Source organism: Nonomuraea thailandensis, assembly GCF_024172165.1.
GTDB lineage: Bacteria > Actinomycetota > Actinomycetes > Streptosporangiales > Streptosporangiaceae > Nonomuraea > Nonomuraea thailandensis.
Window position 1 is genome coordinate 7,639,936 of sequence record NZ_JAMZEB010000002.1, and the last position, 19,084, is coordinate 7,659,019.

Annotated in this window: 19 protein-coding genes; 8 read left to right on the forward strand and 11 right to left on the reverse strand. The window is 72.0% G+C overall.

Annotated elements, in window-relative coordinates; translation table 11 throughout:
* Positions 1–16: 16 nt before the first annotated feature.
* Positions 17–1,003: a helix-turn-helix transcriptional regulator gene (locus HD597_RS38830; RefSeq protein ID WP_253749082.1), complete on the forward strand. Its 987-nt coding sequence runs from the start codon at positions 17–19 to the stop codon at positions 1,001–1,003.
* Between the two features lie 7 nt (positions 1,004–1,010).
* On the opposite strand, the gene HD597_RS38835 is transcribed toward HD597_RS38830, so the two are convergent.
* From HD597_RS38835 to HD597_RS38860, 6 genes are all read right to left on the reverse strand, one after another.
* Positions 1,011–1,769 (reverse strand): SDR family NAD(P)-dependent oxidoreductase, encoded by a 759-nt coding sequence (locus tag HD597_RS38835; protein ID WP_253749084.1) that lies wholly within the window; start codon positions 1,767–1,769, stop codon positions 1,011–1,013.
* 330 nt (positions 1,770–2,099) lie between these two features.
* Positions 2,100–4,412 carry a tetratricopeptide repeat protein gene (locus HD597_RS38840; protein ID WP_253749086.1) on the reverse strand — a complete coding sequence of 771 codons (2,313 nt, stop codon included), beginning with the start codon at positions 4,410–4,412 and terminating at the stop codon, positions 2,100–2,102.
* Positions 4,396–5,151, reverse strand: a complete 756-nt coding sequence (locus tag HD597_RS38845; protein WP_253749088.1) for an SCO6745 family protein — start codon at positions 5,149–5,151, stop codon at positions 4,396–4,398. Before HD597_RS38845 ends, HD597_RS38840 begins: the two co-directional genes overlap by 17 nt.
* 48 nt (positions 5,152–5,199) lie before the next feature.
* Positions 5,200–6,012, reverse strand: coding sequence for a diaminopimelate epimerase (gene dapF / locus HD597_RS38850; RefSeq protein WP_253749090.1), 813 nt, complete (start codon positions 6,010–6,012; stop codon positions 5,200–5,202).
* 9 nt (positions 6,013–6,021) lie between these two features.
* Positions 6,022–6,927, reverse strand: a complete 906-nt coding sequence (miaA, locus tag HD597_RS38855; protein WP_253749092.1) for a tRNA (adenosine(37)-N6)-dimethylallyltransferase MiaA — start codon at positions 6,925–6,927, stop codon at positions 6,022–6,024.
* Between the two features lie 13 nt (positions 6,928–6,940).
* Positions 6,941–7,453 (reverse strand): methylated-DNA--[protein]-cysteine S-methyltransferase, encoded by a 513-nt coding sequence (locus tag HD597_RS38860; protein ID WP_253749094.1) that lies wholly within the window; start codon positions 7,451–7,453, stop codon positions 6,941–6,943.
* A gap of 1 nt (position 7,454) precedes the next feature.
* Here HD597_RS38860 and HD597_RS38865 point away from each other — a divergent pair, with 1 nt between their 5' ends.
* Positions 7,455–8,372 carry a ribonuclease Z gene (locus HD597_RS38865; RefSeq protein ID WP_253759643.1) on the forward strand — a complete coding sequence of 306 codons (918 nt, stop codon included), beginning with the start codon at positions 7,455–7,457 and terminating at the stop codon, positions 8,370–8,372.
* Here HD597_RS38865 and HD597_RS38870 read toward each other — a convergent pair.
* From HD597_RS38870 to miaB, 5 genes are all read right to left on the reverse strand, one after another.
* Positions 8,345–8,998: a class III extradiol ring-cleavage dioxygenase family protein gene (locus tag HD597_RS38870; RefSeq protein WP_253749096.1), complete on the reverse strand. Its 654-nt coding sequence runs from the start codon at positions 8,996–8,998 to the stop codon at positions 8,345–8,347. The genes HD597_RS38865 and HD597_RS38870 overlap by 28 nt on opposite strands.
* 47 nt (positions 8,999–9,045) lie before the next feature.
* Positions 9,046–9,789 (reverse strand): isocitrate lyase/PEP mutase family protein, encoded by a 744-nt coding sequence (locus HD597_RS38875; protein WP_253749098.1) that lies wholly within the window; start codon positions 9,787–9,789, stop codon positions 9,046–9,048.
* A gap of 84 nt (positions 9,790–9,873) precedes the next feature.
* Positions 9,874–10,443 (reverse strand): hypothetical protein, encoded by a 570-nt coding sequence (locus tag HD597_RS38880; RefSeq protein ID WP_253749100.1) that lies wholly within the window; start codon positions 10,441–10,443, stop codon positions 9,874–9,876.
* Positions 10,444–10,710: 267 nt separating this feature from the next.
* Positions 10,711–10,923 carry a hypothetical protein gene (locus tag HD597_RS38885; RefSeq protein WP_253749102.1) on the reverse strand — a complete coding sequence of 71 codons (213 nt, stop codon included), beginning with the start codon at positions 10,921–10,923 and terminating at the stop codon, positions 10,711–10,713.
* Positions 10,924–11,343: 420 nt separating this feature from the next.
* Positions 11,344–12,843, reverse strand: coding sequence for a tRNA (N6-isopentenyl adenosine(37)-C2)-methylthiotransferase MiaB (miaB, locus tag HD597_RS38890; RefSeq protein ID WP_253749104.1), 1,500 nt, complete (start codon positions 12,841–12,843; stop codon positions 11,344–11,346).
* 137 nt (positions 12,844–12,980) lie between these two features.
* On the opposite strand from miaB, the gene HD597_RS38895 reads away from it, so the two are divergent.
* From HD597_RS38895 to HD597_RS38920, 6 genes are all read left to right on the forward strand, one after another.
* Positions 12,981–13,736 carry an amino acid ABC transporter ATP-binding protein gene (locus tag HD597_RS38895; protein ID WP_276083127.1) on the forward strand — a complete coding sequence of 252 codons (756 nt, stop codon included), beginning with the start codon at positions 12,981–12,983 and terminating at the stop codon, positions 13,734–13,736.
* Between the two features lie 20 nt (positions 13,737–13,756).
* Entirely contained in the window at positions 13,757–14,617 is an 861-nt protein-coding gene (locus tag HD597_RS38900; RefSeq protein ID WP_253749106.1) for a glutamate ABC transporter substrate-binding protein, read from the forward strand.
* 58 nt (positions 14,618–14,675) lie between these two features.
* Complete coding sequence (locus tag HD597_RS38905; RefSeq protein ID WP_253749108.1) at positions 14,676–15,344, forward strand: amino acid ABC transporter permease; 669 nt, start codon at positions 14,676–14,678, stop codon at positions 15,342–15,344.
* A complete protein-coding gene (locus HD597_RS38910) occupies positions 15,341–16,258 on the forward strand; it encodes an amino acid ABC transporter permease (RefSeq protein WP_253749110.1) in 918 nt (305 codons plus the stop codon). The genes HD597_RS38905 and HD597_RS38910 overlap by 4 nt, the downstream gene beginning before the upstream one ends.
* A 93-nt stretch (positions 16,259–16,351) precedes the next feature.
* A complete protein-coding gene (locus HD597_RS38915; RefSeq protein WP_253749112.1) occupies positions 16,352–17,203 on the forward strand; it encodes a glutamate ABC transporter substrate-binding protein in 852 nt (283 codons plus the stop codon).
* Between the two features lie 49 nt (positions 17,204–17,252).
* On the forward strand, positions 17,253–19,079 hold the full coding sequence (locus HD597_RS38920) for a S9 family peptidase (RefSeq protein ID WP_253749114.1): 1,827 nt from the start codon (positions 17,253–17,255) through the stop codon (positions 19,077–19,079).
* The last annotated feature ends 5 nt before the right edge of the window (positions 19,080–19,084 follow it).

Below are 19,084 nucleotides of genomic sequence, written 5' to 3' on the forward strand. Positions count from 1 at the left end.
CGGGGGAAAGGGCGACATGGCGCAACAGCGGCGTTTACTCGAAGGACTCGGCGTCACCGTCGCCGAGGAGACCGCCTACCGGGCCCTGCTCCGGCACGGCCCGGCGACGCTGAGCGAGCTGGCCGCCGAGACCGGCTCGTCGGCCGCCGCCATCCGCCGCATGCTGCCCAGGCTGGAGGACCTCGGCCTGATCTCCCGCGTGGCCGGCCGCCCGCTCCGCCTCGTCGCCACGCCCCCGAACATCGCCATCGACATCCTCGTCGCCCGCCGCCAGGAGGAGCTCACCCACAGCCGCGCCGCCGCCGCCCTCCTGGCCACCGAGGTCGCCGACCGCGGCGGGCCGCATCCGGAGGAGGTGCTGGAGGTCGTGACCGGCCGCGACGCCGTGGCCAGGCGGTATCTCCAGCTCGAACGCAACGCCACCCGGGAGATGCTGGTGCTGGTGCATCCGCCGTACGCGGTGGACATCAGCGACGACCGCGAGAACCGCCGCCGCGCCGCCCGCCAGGGCGCCCCCGTCACCCGCGGCATCTACAGCCCGCTCGCCTTCGAGCAGCCCGGCATGCTGGCTCACACCCGCCGTGCCATCGCCGACGGCGAGCAGGCCCGGCTCGGCCAGGTGCCGGTCAAGCTCGCCATCGCCGACGCCCGCACCGCCGTCCTCCCGCTGGTCTCCGACGAGGACCGCGCCGTGGAGAGCGCCCTGGTCGTGCACCCGTCGGCGCTGCTGGACGCGCTGGTGGGCCTGTTCGAGACGTTGTGGCGGGCCGCCGTCCCGCTGCGCCTGACCCCGGACGGCCTGGAGCAGGACCGGCGCGGCCCGGACGAGGAGGTGCTGGCCCTGCTGGCGGCCGGCATGAAGGACGACGCCATCGCCCGGCAGCTCGGCCTGAGCCCCCGCACGGTGCAGCGCCGCGTGCAGGTGCTGTGCGAGCAGCTGGGCGCGCGCACCCGCTTCCACGCCGGCTTCCTGGCCGCCCACCACGACCTGCTGCCCGAATGACCGCTCGCTACGTGATCAGGATGCCGCCGTCCACCGGCAGCGCGACCCCGGTGATGTACGAGGCCGCGTCGCTCGCCAGGAACACCGCGGCCGCCACCAGCTCGGCCGGGTCGCCGGCCCGCTGCATGACCACCCGCGACTGCATCATGTGCTCCAGGTAGCCCGGCTTGTACTGCTCGGTCATCTCCGAGGCGAAGAAGCCGGGCTCCAGGCAGTTGACCCGGATGCCGCGGCGCCCGGTCCACTGCTGGGCCAGGTCGCGCGTCAGCCCGACCACCCCCGCCTTGGACGCGCTGTAGGCGGCCTGCGGCAGCCCAGCGGTGGTCTCGCCGAGGATGCTGCCGATGTTCACGATCGACGAGCCCGGCCGCATCACGCGGGCGCACGCCTGCGCCATCCAGTACGTCCCGTGCAGATTGATCTCGACGACCCGGCGGAACTCCTCGGGCGCCTCGCGCAGCGCGGGCACGGCGGTGCCGACCCCGGCGTTGTTGATCAGCACGTCCACGGAGCCCATGGCCTCGACGGCGGCGGCCACGACGGCCTCGCACTCGTCGGGCCGCGCCACGTCGGCGGGCACGGCCAGGCACCGGCGGCCGGTCTCCTCCACCAGGTGCCGCGTCTCCTCCAGCCGCTCCTTGCGCCGGGCGCAGATCACCACGTCGGCGCCCGCCTCGGCCAGGCCGCGCGCGAACGCCACCCCCAGCCCGGCGGAGGCCCCGGTGACGATCGCCACCTTGCCGTCGAGCCGGAACCGCCCCAGCACGCCTGGATCCGTACTCCGCACGTCGCCCACTGACCCGCGTTCCTTCCGCCGGTGAAAGCCTTCCCGGGGAGGATCGCACAGCAAGGGCTTGCTCCGCATCGCCGTGCCCGCTTCCCGGCCCGCTCCCGGTCGGCCACCCGCACGCGAAGGCGGCCCGCATCGGCGAACCACCCACACGCAAGAGGCGGCCCGCCATCGGCGAACCACCCACACGCGAAGGCGGCCCGCCATCGGCGAACCACCCACACGCGAAGGCGGCCCGCCATCGGCGAACCACCTCCACGTGAGAGGTGGCCCGCCGCCGGCAGGCCGCCCGGGCCGGAGACGGACCTACAGGCCGTACTCCTTGACGATGCGCTCGTGCCGCTCGACCTCCACGTCGATCTCGCGGGCCAGGTCGAGCCAGGCCAGCGGATGCACCCACCGCTCGGTGGCGTCGTCGAGCAGCGCGTCGACCTCGGAGGGCGACACGTCCGGCGGCACCGCGACCCAGCCGAACACGCCCGGCAGCGACTCGCCGCTGGTCGGGTGGGTGACGGTGTAGTTCTCGTCGCTGTAGACCCACATCGGCCAGCCGCGCTCGGCCATGACCTCGGTGAACTCCGCCCAGTCCTCCTCACTCGGCGCGGCGCCGTCGAAGAAGAAGCTGGTGTAGCCGCCGGGCCGCAGGATGCGCACCGCGGCGAACGGGGGCACGAAGTTCTGCTGCTCCTGCGGGTCGTCGGGGACGGGCTCGAGGAGCTGCGGGTCGAACACGACCAGGTCGCCCGCGTTGTACTCCATGCCGCGCGGCTGCGGCAGCGCGAGCCTGGCGGTGGCGGGGCCGGTGCGGATGGACAGGACCTGGCGCTGGCCGCCGTCGGGCGCGGGGAGGATGAGCCGGATGAGGCCCATCTCCTCCTCGATCGGGCCCTCCTTGGACTTGATCGGCATGCCGATCTTGGCGGCGCCCTTGCGTACGGTCTCCCAGTCCTCCGCCGAGGTGGCCATGACGATCATGCGCCAGACGTCCTCGTCGACCAGCTCGTCGAGCACCTCCAGCAGCACCTCGGCGGCCCTGCCGTTGGCGTCGAGCTGCTGGGCGGCGCCGGACAGCAGGCGGCGGGCCTCGATGCCGGCCCCGGCCGCGATGGCGTGCTCGGCCGCGTCGGCCGTCTCCTGCCAGCGCTCGCGGGCGCTGTGCAGCCTGGCCAGCGTGAGGTGCTGGGCGGCGTGCGGCAGCAGGGCGGCCATCTGCTCCAGGCGCTCGTCCTGGCGGGCCTCGATGAGCAGCGTGGTGAGGTAGGCCACGTCGTCGGAGTCGGCGCCGGCGATGTCGCCGCTGTCGACCAGCAGCTTCCAGTAGATGTCGGCGCCGGTGGCGGGGTAGCCGAGGAAGCCGAGCGTGGTGGTGTGCCGGCGGGTGGCCTCGATGTCCTGGCCGGACAGCGGGGCCAGCCAGCCCACCCACTTCTCGGGGTCGGCGTTGAAGCCGTCGGCGGCGTCGAACAGGCCGACCCGCTCCTCCACGGGGCCGGGGGCCTGGGGCTCGGCGGTGGCGTCGGCGGTGGCCCGCAGCGCGGCGATGCGCTCGCTCAGGTCGCCGGCCTCGCGCAGCTCGGCGGTGCCGGACTCGGCCAGGTCGGCCAGCAGCCTGGCCTGCCAGACGCCCTGCCTGCCGATGGCCAGCTCGCCCGCGACCAGCGCGAGCTCGACGCGGGAGCGGTAGCCGCCCATCATGCCGAAGTAGTCCATCCACTGGCGCACGACCCGGCCGAGCTGCCAGGTGTTGGTGATCTGCGCCGAGCCGGCCAGCTTGTTGACCGCCTGCGACCACTCGACCCACACCCGCGGGTGCTCGCCGACCACGTCGAGGTCGGGCAGCGCGTCGACGGCCTCGGCGATGCGGTCGAGGGTGGCCAGGATGAGGGCCCGGCGCACGCCGTCGCGGTGCTCCTTGGCCACCGGGTCGTCGGCCTGGAACCCGGCCGCGGCCTGCAGCGCGTCGAGCGCGTCGGAGGCGCGCCCGGCGGCCAGCAGCGCTCGGGCGCTCTCGGCGCCCAGCTCCCAGCTCGCCTCGCGGCCGGCCGTGCGCAGCCGCTCGACGGCGGACTCGGCGTAGGTCACGGCCTCGCCCGGCTTGCCCGCGTCGATGAGGGCCGCGACGTACTGCGTCACCAGTCCGGCGAAGGCGGGCTTCTCGGGGGTGGTGCTCTCGAGGTAGGCGCCGAGCGTCTCGAGGCGGTCGGTGGCGTAGCCGGGGCCGTCGGTGTTGGCCCAGACGACGGCCAGCGCCTCGACGGCGGCCGGGACGGCCGGGCACTCGCGCACGTCTTCGCGCTGGGCGAACGCCAGGAGCTGCTGGGCGTCGTCGATGGCCACCGCGCCCTGGGCCCGGTCGCCGATGCGGCCGATCAGGTGCCAGTAGCGGGCGTAGAACTCGAGCCAGGGCAACTCCAGGGACTCTGCCTGCTGCGCGATGGCCGGGGCCATGACGTCGAGCTGCGGATACCGGCCCTCATAGGCCTGTGCGGGGAGGTCTCCCAGCGCCATGGCGAGGCCAACGTTGCCCGCCTCGGAAAGCTGCTGCTGGGTTTCGCCGACCCAGGCCCAGATGTCCACGTCCATGGGCAGCCAGTCTGCCAGGTCAACGAGCGTGCCCAAAACGCAGAAGGTCGATCAGCTCGTCCGATTCGCTGTCCGTCAGGACCGAAAACACCGGCGCCATGAGGTCGTCGGTGGTCTCCTCCACGGCCGCGCGCCGCGCGACCACGTCGGGACCCGGCTCGGCGTACGGCTCCGGCCAGGTGAAGAACCGGGCGATGGCCGCGCCCTGCGACTGCCCCAGCGGGGTGCCGCCGTGCTCGGTGGCCAGCGTCGCCTCCAGCGGGTGCAGCCCGGCCGCGAGCACCGCGTTGGCGTGCAGGCCGCCGCGCAGCTCGCGTACGACGTGCATGAGCTGCACGGCCCTGGCGGGCGGGTCGTCGGGCAGCGGCACCGCCCGCCAGCCCGCGAAGAGCGGCGCCCCGACCGGTGAGGCCTGCTCGACGACCGGCTCCAGCAGCTCGGCGATCCTGGCGCAGCCCTGGTATCCGCCCAGCTTGCGGCGGCCCCACGCGTGGCAGGCCGCGGTGTAGAGCTCGACGGCCCGGTCGGCGGGGAGCTTGCGGCCGCCGTTCCAGCTCTCCTCGACGTGCGCGGCGGGGAAGAAGACGGCCACGGAGGTGACGACGTCGGCGTCGCACTCGCCGAGCACGCCGCAGCGACCTCTGAAGTAGACCTCGCGGGGGCCGAGACCGTGCTCCTCGCAGATGGCCTTGACCTCTCGGGAGATCATGAATCCGCCGCCGATCTGCCCGATCGGCGTCTTCACCTGTACGGCGGTGGTGCGTGGGTCTGCCATGTCCACCTCTCAGTTCGCCAAGCAGACCCAGCATCCCCCATTAGAACTTCATTCTGCAAGCATCAGTTCGCCGCTGGCCACGATCACCGCCGGGCCGGACAGGTAGCTGGTGTCCTGGTCGAGGATCACCGTCAGCGTGCCGCCCAGCACCTCGACGGTCCACGTGCCGGTGGTGTCGCCGGACAGGTGCGCGGCGGCGACGGCCGTGGCCACCGAGCCGGTGCCGCAGGAACGCGTCTCGCCCGAGCCGCGCTCGAAGACGCGCATGACGGCCCGGCTGACGCCGACCGGGTTGAACAGCTCGACGTTGACCCCTGCGGGGAAGACGCCGGTGTCGAAGCCGGGCTGGTGGGTGAGGTCGAGCTGGGCCACCGGGTCGCCGATCGAGCAGGCCAGGTGGGGGTTGCCCATGTCGACGCAGATCCCGGGGTACTCGTGCCCGCCCAGCGTGGCCACGCTCTCCCCGTGCACCACCGGCTTGCCCATGTCCACCGTGACGTCGCCGTTGGGCTCGATGCGCACCTCGCGCAGCCCGCCCCTGGTCGCGATCGCGAACTCCGAGCCGTGCTCGAGCCCGGCTTCGAGCAGGTAGCGGGCGAACACGCGCACGCCGTTGCCGCACATCTCGGCCACGCTGCCGTCGGAGTTGCGGTAGTCCATGAACCACTCGGCCCGCGCCGCCTGATCGCTCACCTCGTGGCTGTCCTTGGTGCGGGCCACCCGGAGCACGCCGTCGGCGCCGATGCCTGCTCTCCTGTCACAGATCTTGGCGACGAGCGCGGCCGACACGTCGACCTCGCCCTCGGGATCGGGCAGGATGACAAAATCGTTCTCGGTGCCGTGCCCCTTGAGAAAGCGCATGGCAAAAGTTTATTCGCACGGGTGTCCCGCGATTCGCGCCAGGGACCGCTCAAGCAGGTCGGGAGCGTCGTACGGCAGCCACCACACCCGCGGGTCCCGGCGGAACCACGACTCCTGCCTGCGGGCGAAGCGCCTGGTCAGCCTGACCGTCTCCGCCATCGCCTGCTCCTCGCTCCACTCGCCCTCCAGGAAGCGGACGACCTGGGCGTAGCCGAGGGCGCGGCCGGCCGTGCGCCCCTCCGCCAGCCCCTGCCCGAGCAGGTCGCGCACCTCGTCCACCAGGCCCGCGGCCCACATGCGCTCGACCCTGAGCTCGATCCGCGCGTCCAGCTCCGGCCTGGGCACCTCCAGCCCGATCTGGACGCTCGGGTAGACGGCGTCGTAGGAGGGCATCGTCGCCGAGAACGGGCGGCCCGACAGCTCGATCACCTCCAGCGCCCGCACGATGCGGCGGCCGTTGCTCGGCAGGATCGCCGCGGCGGCGGCCGGGTCGCGCTCGCGCAGCCGCTCGTAGAGGGGGGCCGGGCCGCGCTCGGCCAGCTCGGACTCCAGGCGCGCCCTGATCTGCGGATCGGTGCCGGGGAACTCCAGCTCGTCGATGGCCGCCCGCACGTACAGGCCGCTGCCGCCGACCAGCACGGGCACCTCGACGGCGTCGATGACCGCCCTGGTCAGCTTCTGGTACTCGGCCACGCTGGCCGTGACCGTCACGTCCCAGATGTCGAGCAGGTGGTGCGGCACCCCGCGCCGCTCCTCCCGCGTCAGCTTGGCCGTGCCGATGTCCATGCCGCGGTAGAGCTGCATGGAGTCGGCGTTGACGCACTCGCCGCCCAGCCTGAGGGCGAGATCCACGGCGAGATCGGACTTTCCTGCGGCCGTGGGGCCCACGACGGCGATGACTGGCTGCTGAGGCACGTCGACAAGTTTGCTAGAGATCGAGCAGCGTCGGCTGCAGGTACCCCTCGTGGGTCAGCAACCAGCGCTTGGTCTCCACGCCCTCTCCGCCGCTGAACCCGCCCAGCCCGCTGCCCGCGATCACCCGGTGGCAGGGCACGAAGATCGGGATCGGGTTGGAGCCCATGATCGAGCCGATGCCGCGGGCGGGCACGCTGGAGCCGCTCAGCGTGGCCAGCTCACCGTAGGTGACGGTCCTGCCGTACGGGACCTCGTGCAGGGCCTGCAGCACCCGCAGCCGCGAGCCCGACATGAGCCGCCAGTCGATCGGCGTCTCGAACGTCTTCAGCTCGCCCGCGAAATAAGCGTTCAGCTCGGCGACGACGGAGGCCGTACGATCCGCATCATGAACCTCAGCCAGGTCGAGGCGGCCCGTCAGCCGGTCGCGGGACCCCCAGCCCGAGGCGACGAGGCCGATCTCGGTGACGGCCAGCACGAAGCCGCCCACAGGCGTGGGCACCTCGGCGAAGGCAACCGTGGTGGTCATGGTGTCCTCACGTGAGCTCGTGGTGCTGGGGACGTCCAGCGCCGTTCCTACCCGACACCGTAACCACAACGGCTACCTCCTGCGCTGGGACGGTCAGGGCTTCCTGTTCGACCCGGGCGAGGGCACCCAGCGGCAGATGGTGCACGCCGGGCTGAGCGCGAACGACGTGCACTGGCTCTGCGTGACCCACTTCCACGGCGACCACTGCCTCGGCGTGCCCGGCGTCGTCCAGCGCATCGCCCGCGATCGGGTGCGGCACCCGGTGCGGGCGGTCTTCCCCGGCTCCGGCGAGACGTACTGGCGCCGGCTGCGCCACGCCGCCGTGTTCGCCGACACCGACGTCATCGCCGAGCATCCCGTCTCCGGCGACCTGGCCGGCGTCGGGCCGCTCGTCGCGCGCCGCCTGTCCCACCCCGTCGAGTCGTACGGCTACCGCGTCCAGGAGCCGGCCGGCCGCCGCATGCTGCCCGAGAAGCTGGCCGCCCACGGCATCCGCGGCCCCGAGATCGGCGAGCTGCAGCGCACCGGCTCGGTGCGCGGCGTCACGCTCGCCGAGTGCAGCGTGCCGAAGCCCGGCCAGAGCGTGGCGTTCGTGATGGACACCCGGCTCTGCGACTCCGTCTTCGAGCTGGCCTCCGGGGTGGACCTGCTGGTGATCGAGGCCACGTTCCTGTCCGCCGAGAGCGCGCTGGCCAAGGAGTACGGGCATCTGACGGCGTTCGAGGCGGGAGTGGTGGCGGCCGACGCGGGCGTGCGCAGGCTGGTGCTCACGCACTTCTCGGAGCGGTACGGGTTCGACGCCGAGCCGTCCTTCGTCCAGGAGGTGCGGCGCAGCTTCGACGGCGAGGTCGTGACGGCCCGCGACCTGATGCGGATCCCCGTGCCGAAGCGTCAGGCCAGCCACGCCCCGGCGAGGTAGCCGACCCCGTACGGCGCCGCCGCCATCAGCAGGCGCCCCCGGTACGCCCGCGCGCCCGCCGCCCCCGCCAGCACCTGAAGGGCCGCTCGCCCGCTGACCCACAGCCGGTCGGCCTCCGCGGCGTCGAGCGCGGCCAGCGTGGCGGCGTCGCCGGTCGCCACCGCCTTGGCGATCAGGTCGTTGTACGGGCCCGCGGCCGCGTCGTGCCTGCCCGGCGCCCTGGGGCTCAGGCAGGCGGAGCCGTCGGCCATGACCAGCAGCGCCACCCGGTCACTGCGCCCGCCCAGCTCCTCGCCCAGCGCCAGGCAGCCGGCGGTGGTCGTGCCGAAGGCCACGGACTGCAGGCCCTGGGGATCGGCGTCTGCGAGGAGCACGCGGGCGACGGTCAGGGACAGCGGCAGCACCGGCTCGCCCGCGCCCGCCGTGCGGTCCACGCCCCAGGGGCGCAGGGTGCCCGCCGCGCCTGCCTCGTACGTGCGGGTGGCCTCGGCGCCGCCCACCACGACCAGCGCGTCGGGACGCGCCTCGCGCAGCGCGGCGATCGCGGCGTGGCAGGCGGAGCGCAGCTCGGGCATCCCGAGCGCGACCAGCGGGGTCGATGGGCAGACGGCGGCGGCGACGAGCACGAGCGCAAGCGTACGTGGCCACGCGCCACCGCTCCCACCCGGAGGGTTCAGAAGGGCCCGCGCCCGTCCTTGATCGCCGCGATCAGCTCCCTGGTGCGGGCGTGGGACGCCTCGTGCAGCCCGCTGCCGAAGCTGATCCTGGCCACCCCGAGCTCCGCCAGCCTTCCGATGCCCGGCGTCCGCTCGCCGAAGTACACGTTGACCGGCGCTCCGAGCTCGCTGACCAGCGCCCGGATCTCGTCCTCGTCGGCCAGCAGGATCGGGTACACGCAGTCGGCGCCCGCCTCCAGGTAGCGCCGCCCGCGCGCGACGGCCTCCTGCCTGGGCGCCTTGCCGTACAGGTAGAGGTCCACCCTCGCGTTGATCACCAGCGCGTCACCGGCGGCGGCCCGCACCTCGGCCAGGAACTCCGTCTGCTCCCCCGGATCCACCATCTCGCCACGGCCGGGCAGGGAGTCCTCAAGGTTGCAGCCGGCCGCGCCGGCCTCGGCCAGGCGCTCGACGAGCTCGGCGGGCGCGAGCCCGTACCCGCGCTCGACGTCGGCCGTCACCGGCACACCCTCCACGGCCCTGGCCACGCGGGCGATGGCCGCCATCATCTCGCCGACGGGAGTGTGCTCGCCGTCGTCGTAGCCCAGCACGTGCGCGACGGCGGCGCTGCTGGTGGCCACGGCGGGAAAGCCCGCCTCGCGCACGGCGCGGGCGGAGGCCGCGTCCCAGACGTTCGGCAGGATCAACGGGGTGCCGGGCACATGGAGCGCCCGCAGCGCGGACGCGTTGTCAGTCGTCATGCCCTCAATGTAGGGACCGGAAGTGGCCCTTTGTAGAGCCAGTTCCGCCCATAAGACGGCATGCCACTTTCTGGCGGCTCGTCCTCAGCAGCCGCTCTTCGAGCACTGGCCGGCGACCTCGCCCGCAGGGCCGTTGGCCGGGGTGTCGGCGGGGGTGTCGCCGCCGGAGGACTGCGGCGCCCTGGTGGGGGACGTCGTGGCCGGCTTCCTGCCGTCGCCGGTGTTCGCCTGGGTGGCGGGCCGCGAGTCCGTGCCCGTCGAACCGGTGTCGGCGGTGCCGCCCGTGCCGGGGTCGGCGACGTCGCCCATGCTGCCGTCGTCGGGGGCGTCGGTGGACAGATCGCCGTCCTCGGGGGACTCGGCGGTGACGTCGCCCATCGTGGCGTCGTCGCCACCGAGGTCGTCAGTGCCGTCGGTGCCGCCGCTGGTCTGGGCCGGCGCGGGGCCGCCGCCGCTCTGCTGGGCCGCCTCGCCCGGGTTGCCGGCCAGCATGTAGCCGCCGCCTCCGGCGAGCAGGACCGCCAGCACCGCCGCGGCGATGATGAGCGGCTTCTTGTTCGTCGCTTTTCTCTGACGGCTGTTTCTCGACGCCGGGCGGGTGTCTCCCGGCCCGGTCAGGATCTCGTGACGATCCGGCTCGTTCGGATCATGCATGGGGTTACAGCTCCCTGCGGTCGTATCGGGGAAAGCTCGCCGGCTTCCGCGGGTGATGGACCACACTAGCCGCAACGGCTGAATGCTCGCACACCAATCACAAAGGAATCACGACTTGTCCCCCCTTCGATCCATTTGCCCAGGTAGCCGCCCGCACCTCGCGCCGCTGGCAGGAGTCGTCGGAGTGCTCGCCACCGCCGGGGTGGGAATATTCCTGGCATTCAGTAACGCGCCCGATGTCACACCGCAAAGACGCGGGGAATTCGATCAGGAAACTCCGCTTACCCCAAGATCGAATACATCGACTTCGCCACTCTCGGCGTCGAAAGCGACACAAACAGCGACCATGACAGCGGTCTCCGTTGGATCGTTCCCCATTCCGTCGGCCCAGCGGGCGGGCATGGTGCTCGGGCCGCTGTCACCGCCCTGGATCGAGGCCGTGCCGCCGTGGAACGCGCCGATCTCGCCGCCCGTGGACACGGCGCTCTCACCGTCTGGGGACGTGACGCTCTCGCCGCCTGGAGAAGCGGTGCTCCCCCCGCCTCCGGGAGTGATCGCGCCCCCGCCGGAGATCGGCGTTCCCGCGGAGACGACAGCACGCGGCCGGCGGCCGCCCCACGCCGGGCCCCCTGGCCGCTCCCCTTCGCCTCCCAGGGAACGCCCGGCCCCTCCTGACCGGGCACAGGCCCTCCCGACGCCGCGGGTGTCCCCGCAGGCGCCTCCCCCGCACCGGCCGTCACCGAGCCGGAGCGCCGTCGCGCCGCCGCCCGCGCGGGGGCGCGGCCTGCCGAACCCCTGCGCCACGATGCACGATTTCCGCCGGCAGCCGTGCGAGCAGGCCCTCGACAGGCTCACCCGCTGACGGCCCGGCCCGTCCTCGCCCCACCGGGCGAGGGCGGGTCAGTGGGCGGAGCAGCCTCCGGTGGACGCCGGCAGCGGGGCGGGGCGGCCGACGGTGGGCATGCCGAGCAGGACGCCCGGGCCCGAGGACGGCGCGGGAGCGGCCTGGCGGGCCTGCCAGGCGTCACCGGCACGGGTGCGCCGAAGACCCAGGACGGCGCCGTCGGCCACCAGGTGGTGCGGGGCCGCGTACGTGACCTCGACCGTCACCATGTCACCCGGCCGGGGCGTCTCCTCGCCCACCGCGAAGTGCACGAGGCGGTTGTCGGCCGCGCGGCCCGACAGCCGGCGCGTGGCGTCGTCCTTGCGGCCCTCGCCCTCCGCCACCAGCACCTCGAGCGTCCGCCCGACCTGCTTCTTGTTCTCCTCCCACGAGATCTCCTCCTGCAGGGCCACGAGCCGCTCGTAGCGCTCCTGCACGACCTCCTTGGGCACCTGGTCGGGCATGGTGGCCGCGGGGGTGCCCGGGCGGATGGAGTACTGGAAGGTGAAGGCGTTGGCGAAGCGGCTCTGGCGGACGACGTCGAGGGTGGCCTGGAAGTCCTCCTCCGTCTCGCCGGGGAAGCCGACGATGATGTCGGTGGAGATGGCCGCGTCGGGCATGGCCGCGCGGACCCGCTCGATGATGCCGAGGTAGCGCTCGGCCCGGTACGAGCGCCGCATCGCCCGCAGCACCCGGTCGGAGCCCGACTGCAGGGGCATGTGGAGCTGGTGCATGACGTTGGGCGTCTCGGCCATGGCGGCGATCACGTCGTCGGTGAAGGCGGCCGGGTGGGGCGAGGTGAAGCGGACCCGCTCCAGGCCGTCGATGTCGCCGCAGGCGCGCAGCAGCTTGCCGAAGGCGAGCCGGTCGCCGAACTCCACGCCGTAGGTGTTGACGTTCTGCCCGAGGAGCGTGACCTCCAGCGCCCCCTGGTCCACCAGGGTCCGTACCTCGGCCAGGATGTCGCCGGGCCGGCGGTCCTTCTCCTTGCCGCGCAGCGACGGCACGATGCAGAACGTGCAGGTGTTGTTGCAGCCGACCGAGATCGACACCCAGGCGGCGTAGGCCGACTCGCGCTTGGTGGGCAGCGTCGAGGGGAAGACCTCCAGCGACTCCTTCAGCTCGACCTGCGCCTCGCCCTCGACGCGGGCCCGCTCCAGCAGCACCGGCAGCGAGCCGATGTTGTGCGTGCCGAACACCACGTCGACCCATGGCGCCTTGCGGACGATCTCGCCCTGGTCCTTCTGGGCCAGGCAGCCGCCGACGGCGATCTGCATGCGCGGGTTGCGCGTCTTGGCCGGCCGGAGATGGCCGAGGTTGCCGTAGAGGCGGTTGTCGGCGTTCTCCCGCACGGCGCACGTGTTGAACACGACCACGTCGGCCGTCTCGCCGTCGGGGGCGGGCACGTAGCCGGCGTCCTCCAGCAGGCCTGACAGCCGCTCGGAGTCGTGGACGTTCATCTGGCACCCGTATGTGCGCACTTGGTACGTGCGGGCGCCCTCCTGGGTCACAGTCATGGCACGTTCAAGGGTAGTCGTTGTGCGGCTTGCGGCGGCCCGTATGGATCTAAAAGGCCAGCTTGGCGGCATGATGTGATCGGATCGGTACCGCTCGGTTAGTGCACAGCGTTCTAAGGCCCTCTACGTTTTACTCCATGACGGAGAACGGGGACGCCACTCCACTGGTCCAGTTGGAGAACGTCAACAAGCACTTCGGGGCGCTGCACGTCCTGAAGGACATCAACTTGACCGTCTCTCGCGGCGAGGTTCTGGTCGTCATCGGCCCTTCGGGTGGCGGGAAGAGCACGCTCTGCCGCACGATCAACCGGTTGGAGACGATCAACGACGGCAAGATCATATTTGACGGCCAGGTGCTGCCGGCCGAGGGCAAGGCGCTGGCAAGGCTTCGCTCCGACGTGGGCATGGTCTTCCAGTCGTTCAATCTGTTCGCCCACAAGACCATCCGCGAGAACGTCACGCTCGGCCCGGTCAAGGTCCGCGGCGTATCGAAGGACGCCGCCGACAAGCGGGCCATGGAGTTGCTGGAGCGGGTGGGCATCGCGGCGCAGGCCGACAAGTACCCCGCGCAGCTCTCCGGCGGCCAGCAGCAGCGTGTCGCGATCGCCAGGGCGCTGGCCATGGATCCGAAGATGATCCTGTTCGACGAGCCGACCTCCGCACTGGACCCCGAGATGGTGCAGGAGGTGCTCGATGTGATGATCGGGCTGGCGCGTGACGGCATGACCATGATGGTCGTCACGCACGAGATGGGGTTCGCCCGCCGCGCCGCCAACCGGGTCGTGTTCATGGCGGACGGGCAGATCGTCGAGGAGAACACCCCCGACGAGTTCTTCACCAACGCGCAGACGGATCGTGCGCGCGACTTCCTTTCGAAGATCCTCACGCACTGAGAGTTATGAGGCAGGTACACATGCACATGCGTCGAACGGGAGCGGTGCTCTCCATCGCGGCACTCGCCGCGGGCCTGGCCGCTTGTGGCGGTGGGGGAGAAACGTACGCCACCGTGGCCGACAAGATCACGGGCGGTGGCACGGTCGTGGTCGGCACCAAGTGGGACCAGCCGAGCCTGGGCCTGAAGATGGGCAACGAGCCCGAGGGCTTCGACGTCGACGTTGCCAAGGCCGTGCTGAAGGAAGTGAACGGCGGCAAGGACGTGAAGATCGAATGGAAGGAGTCGGCTTCCTCCAACCGCGAGCCGTTCCTCCAGAACGGCACGGTCGACATCATCTTCGCCACGTACTCCATCACCGAGGAGCGCAAGGGCAAGGTCACCTTCGGCGGCCCGTACGTCGTCGCGCACCAGGACATCATGGTCCGCAAGGACGACGCCTCGATCAACACCCCGCAGGACCTCAAGGGCAAGAAGATCTGCAAGGCCTCGGGCTCCAACTCCTACAAGCGCATCACCGACCCGCCCCCGGACGGTGAGCTCGACATCGACGCCACCACCGTCGACGCGGCCAACTACTCGGAGTGCGTGCAGAAGCTGACCGGCAGCAACCTCGACGCCGTCACCACCGACGACCTGATCCTGGCGGGCTTCGCCAAGCAGGCCGGCGGCAACTTCAAGGTGCTGGGCCAGGGCTTCACGGACGAGAAGTACGGCATCGGCCTGAAGAAGGGCGACACCAAGACCTGCGAGGCCGTCAACAAGGCGGTGGCCGCGCTGTGGAGCAACGGCACCATGAAGACGCTGCTGGACAAGTGGTTCGGCGGCATCCAGGGCCTGAACGTGTCCACGCAGGCACCCGCTGCCGAGGGTTGCGCCTGATCACGTCGGTGACGGCGGCCGGTGACCCGGCCGCCCGTCGCCCCTGCGGTGGAGCACGATGGACGAACTAATCAAGTACGGGCCCGACCTCGCGCTGGGATTCCTGGAGAACGTCAAGCTGTCGATCGTGGCCGCGATCGCCTCCTTGATCCTCGGCACGGTCCTGGTCGCGATGCGGGTCTCCCCGACCCCGGTCCTGCGCGCGGCCGGCACCGTCTACGTCAACGTGGTGCGCAACACCCCGCTGACGCTGGTGCTGGCGTTCTCCGCGCTGGGCCTGAGCGACCAGCTCGGCCTGGTCTTCTCCGAGACGCCGACGACCAACTCGTTCTGGATCGTGGCGATGGGGCTGTCGCTCTACACGGCGGCCTTCGTGTGCGAGGCGCTGCGCGCCGGCGTGAACACGGTGCCGATGGGCCAGGCCGAGGCGGCCAGGGCGATCGGGCTGACGTTCACGCAGTCACTGACGATGATCATCCTGCCCCAGGCGTTCCGCGCGGTCATCGCGCCGCTGGGCAGCGTGATGATCGCCATGATCAAGAACACCACGGTCGCGACCGCCGGCGGCTTCCTGCTCGACTCGGCGGCGGTCATGAAGATCACGTTCGACACGACCGGCGCGTCGATCCCGATCTTCCTCGGCATCGTCGTCGCCTTCATGGCGCTGACCATGCCGATCGGGTTCTTCACCGGCTGGCTGGCGCGACGGCTGGCGGTGGTCCGATGAGCACCTCCGTGCTGTTCGACGCGCCCGGCCCGCGCGGGCGGATCCGCAACCACACCCTCACGGTGGTCAGCGTCATCGCCGTCGGCGCCGTGCTGTACGGCGTCTACCGCGGGTTCGACGCCAAGGGCCAGTTCGAGGGCAAGATCTGGCAGCCGTTCCTGCAGTGGGAGACCTGGGACTTCTACATCATCCCCGGACTCATCGGCACGTTGCGGGCGGCGGCCGTGGCGGCGGTGCTCGCGCTGGTGTTCGGCGCGGTCTTCGGCCTGGCCCGGCTGTCGGACCACAAGTGGATCCGGGTGCCGGCCGGCGTGGTGGTCGAGGTGTTCCGGGCCATCCCGCTGCTGCTGCTGATCTTCTTCATCTTCTACCTGGCGCCGATGATCGGCGGTGGCGGCGACTACGCCTTCATGGCGGTCGTGGTCGGCCTCATGCTCTACAACGGCTCGGTGCTGGCCGAGGTGGTCAGGGCCGGCGTGCACGCGGTGCCCAAGGGGCAGTCCGAGGCCGCGTACGCGGTGGGCATGCGCAAGAACCAGGTGATGCGGCTGGTGCTGCTGCCGCAGGGCGTCACGGCGATGATGCCGGCGATCGTCAGCCAGCTCGTGGTGCTGCTCAAGGACACCGCGCTCGGCTACATCATCGCCTACGTCGACCTGCTCAACACCGGCTTCAAGATCCTGCCTGCCCGCTTCTTCGGCTCGCTCATCCCGGCGGCCATCGTCATCGGCGTCATCTACCTGGCGCTCAACATGGCGCTGAGCTACCTGGCCACGTGGCTGGAGCAGCGCAGCAGGCGCAGCCGCAAGACTGCGGCGCGCCCGGTCGCGGCGCCCGGCTCGGCCGAGGTCGGCGTGGGCGCGGGGCAGGGCACCGAGGGCGGCGGGCTGGCGCCCGACAAGCCCCTGGAGTAGTCCCGTCCTCGGGCGGCGGGCGTCATGCCCGCCGCCCGAGATGTCAAAGAAAGTCCAGGTCCGCATTGCAGTACGGCCCGCGCGGGTATGCGGATGAACATGCGCAGGGCGGCGCTCGCAGGGGCGGCTGTGACGGTGGGGCTGGCCGCGTGTGGCGGCGGCGGCTCGTACGCGACCGTCGTGGACAAGATCAGGAACACCGGCACCGTCGTCGTCGGCACGAAGTGGGACCAGCCGGGCCTCGGGCTGAAGCTGGGCAGCGGCGAGCCCCAGGGCTTCGACACCGACGTGGCCCGCTACCTCGTCAACCACCTCACCGGCGGCGACGGGGTGCGGATCGTCTGGCGCGAGGCGCCGTCGTCCAACCGTGAGGCGCTGCTCCAGAACGGCACCGTGGACATGATCGTGGCCTCCTACTCCGTCACGGAGGCCCGCAGGCCCAAGGTCACGTTCGGCGGCCCGTACGCGATCGTCCCCCAGGACACCCTGGTCCGCGCCGGCGACACGAGCATCCGTAAGACGAGCGACCTGCGGGGCAAGCGGATCTGCCTGGCCGAGGGCTCCAACTCCTACCGGCGGATCGTGGACCCGCCACCCGACGGCAAGCTGGACCTGCCGGCCCATCTGGTGAACGCCGCCAACTACTCCGACTGCGTCCGCAAGCTCGCCGCGAACCAGTTGGACGCGGTCAGCACCGAGAACCTCATCCTGGCCGGGTTCGCCGAGCAGGACCCCGGCAGGTTCCGGCTGCTCAACGACCCGATCACGAACGAGACGTGGGCCGTCGGCCTCAAGAAGGGCGACACCGAGACCTGCGAGGCCGTCAACCAGGCCATCGCCGGCATGTGGCGGGACGGGACGACCGAGCGGCTGCTGCGCAAATGGTTCGGCAGGACCGATCTCGTCCTGCCCTCCACCCTGCCGCGGCCCGTGGGCTGCCCCTGATCTCGGGGGACCGCCCGCACTCCAAGCGATCTTCCGGCAGGATGCGGGTATGCCCTTCTGGCCCTCCCCCATTTCGACCAGAGACGTGGCCGGTTCCGGCGTGCGTCCCGGCTGGCCCGTGGCCATGGACGGCCGGGTGTGGTGGACCGAGGACCGCCCCGACGAGGGCGGGCGCACGGTGATCGTCCGCCGCGCCGCCGACGGCACCCGCCGCGACCTGCTCCCCGCGCCCTGGTGCGCGCGCACGCGGGTGCACGAGTACGGCGGCAGGCCGTACGCCGTGACCCCCGCGGGTGACGTCGTCTTCGTCAGCCTCGGGGACCAGCGGCTGTACGTCCTGTCCGGCGACGGCGAGCCGGAGCCCCTCACCGACGACGGCTGCCGCTACGCGGACCTGCTCGTGCACGACGGCCAAGTGTGGTGCGTACGCGAGCAGCACGACGAGAACGGCAAGGTCACCAGGGCCGTCGTCGCCATCCCGCTGGACGGCGGCGAGACCCGCGTGTGGGCCACCGGCTGCGACTTCTACGCCGGTCCTGCCGTCTCACCCGACGGGCGGCACCTGGCCTACGTCTGCTGGGACCATCCCCGCATGCCCTGGGACGGCACCGAGCTCCGCGTCGTCCCGCTCGAAGGAGGGGGTGCCGCGTGGCGGGTCCGCGGCGGCCCCACCGAGTCCGTGCTGGCGCCCTCCTGGAAGGACGACTCCCGGCTCTACCTGATCTCCGACGCCTCCGGCTGGTGGAACCTCTACGAGGTGGGGATGCGCGGCGAGGGGGCGCGGGCGCTGGCCGTGGCCGAGGAGGAGTTCACGCTGCCGCCGTGGCAGCTCGGCGGGATGCCGTACACGGTGCTGCCCGACGGGCGGCTCGCGGTCCTGCACGGGCGCGGCGACCTGCGGCTGGGCCTGCTCGACCCCGGCGCGGGCACGCTGACCGACCTCGACCTGCCCTACAGCGGCTGGAACGCGGCGCTGGCCGCCGACGGCACGTCCGTGATCGGCATCGCCTACGCCGCCGCGACCCCCCGCTCGGTCGTGGCCGTCGACACTGTCACGGGCGGGCACCAGCCGCTCGGGCAGGCCCTCGGCCCCCTGCCCGACCCGGCCTTCCTGCCCGTGCCCGAGCCCGTGCTGCTCCGGCGCCCCTCGGCCGACGTGCACGCGTTCCTGTACCCGCCCCACGCCCCCGCCATCGACGGCACGCCCCCGTACGTGATCTTCGTGCACGGCGGCCCGACCGCCCACGCCGACACCGCGCTCGACCTGGAGAAGGCGTTCCTCACCTCACGCGGCATCGGCGTGCTCGACCTCAACTACGGCGGCTCGACCGGCTACGGCCGCGCCTACCGCGACCGGCTCAGGGGTCAGTGGGGCGTGGTGGACGTCGAGGACGCGATCGCCGCCGCCGAGTGGCTGGCCGCCCAGGGCCTGGCCGACCCGGGCCGGATCGCGGTCCGCGGCGGCAGCTCGGGCGGCTGGACGGTGATGGCGGCCTGCTGCCGCTCCGACGTGTTCGCCGGAGGCGTCTCCTACTACGGCATCAGCGCCCTGGCCCCGCTCGCCGCGCACACCCACGACTTCGAGTCCCGGTACGTGGAGTGGCTGGTGGGGCCGGAGGATCCGCGGGTGTACGCCTCGCGCGAGCCCCTCGGTCTGGTCGACGGGGTGAGCTGTCCCATGCTGCTCCTGCAGGGGCTCGACGATCCCGTGGTGCCGCCCGGGCAGTCGTCCGCCTTCGCCGACGCGCTCGCCGAACGCGGGGTGCCGTGCACGTACCTGGCCTTCGAGGGCGAGTCGCACGGCTTCCGCCGCACCGAGACCCGCGCGGCGGCCCTGGCGGCCGAACTGGCCTTCTACCAGCAGATCTTCTCGTAGCGGAG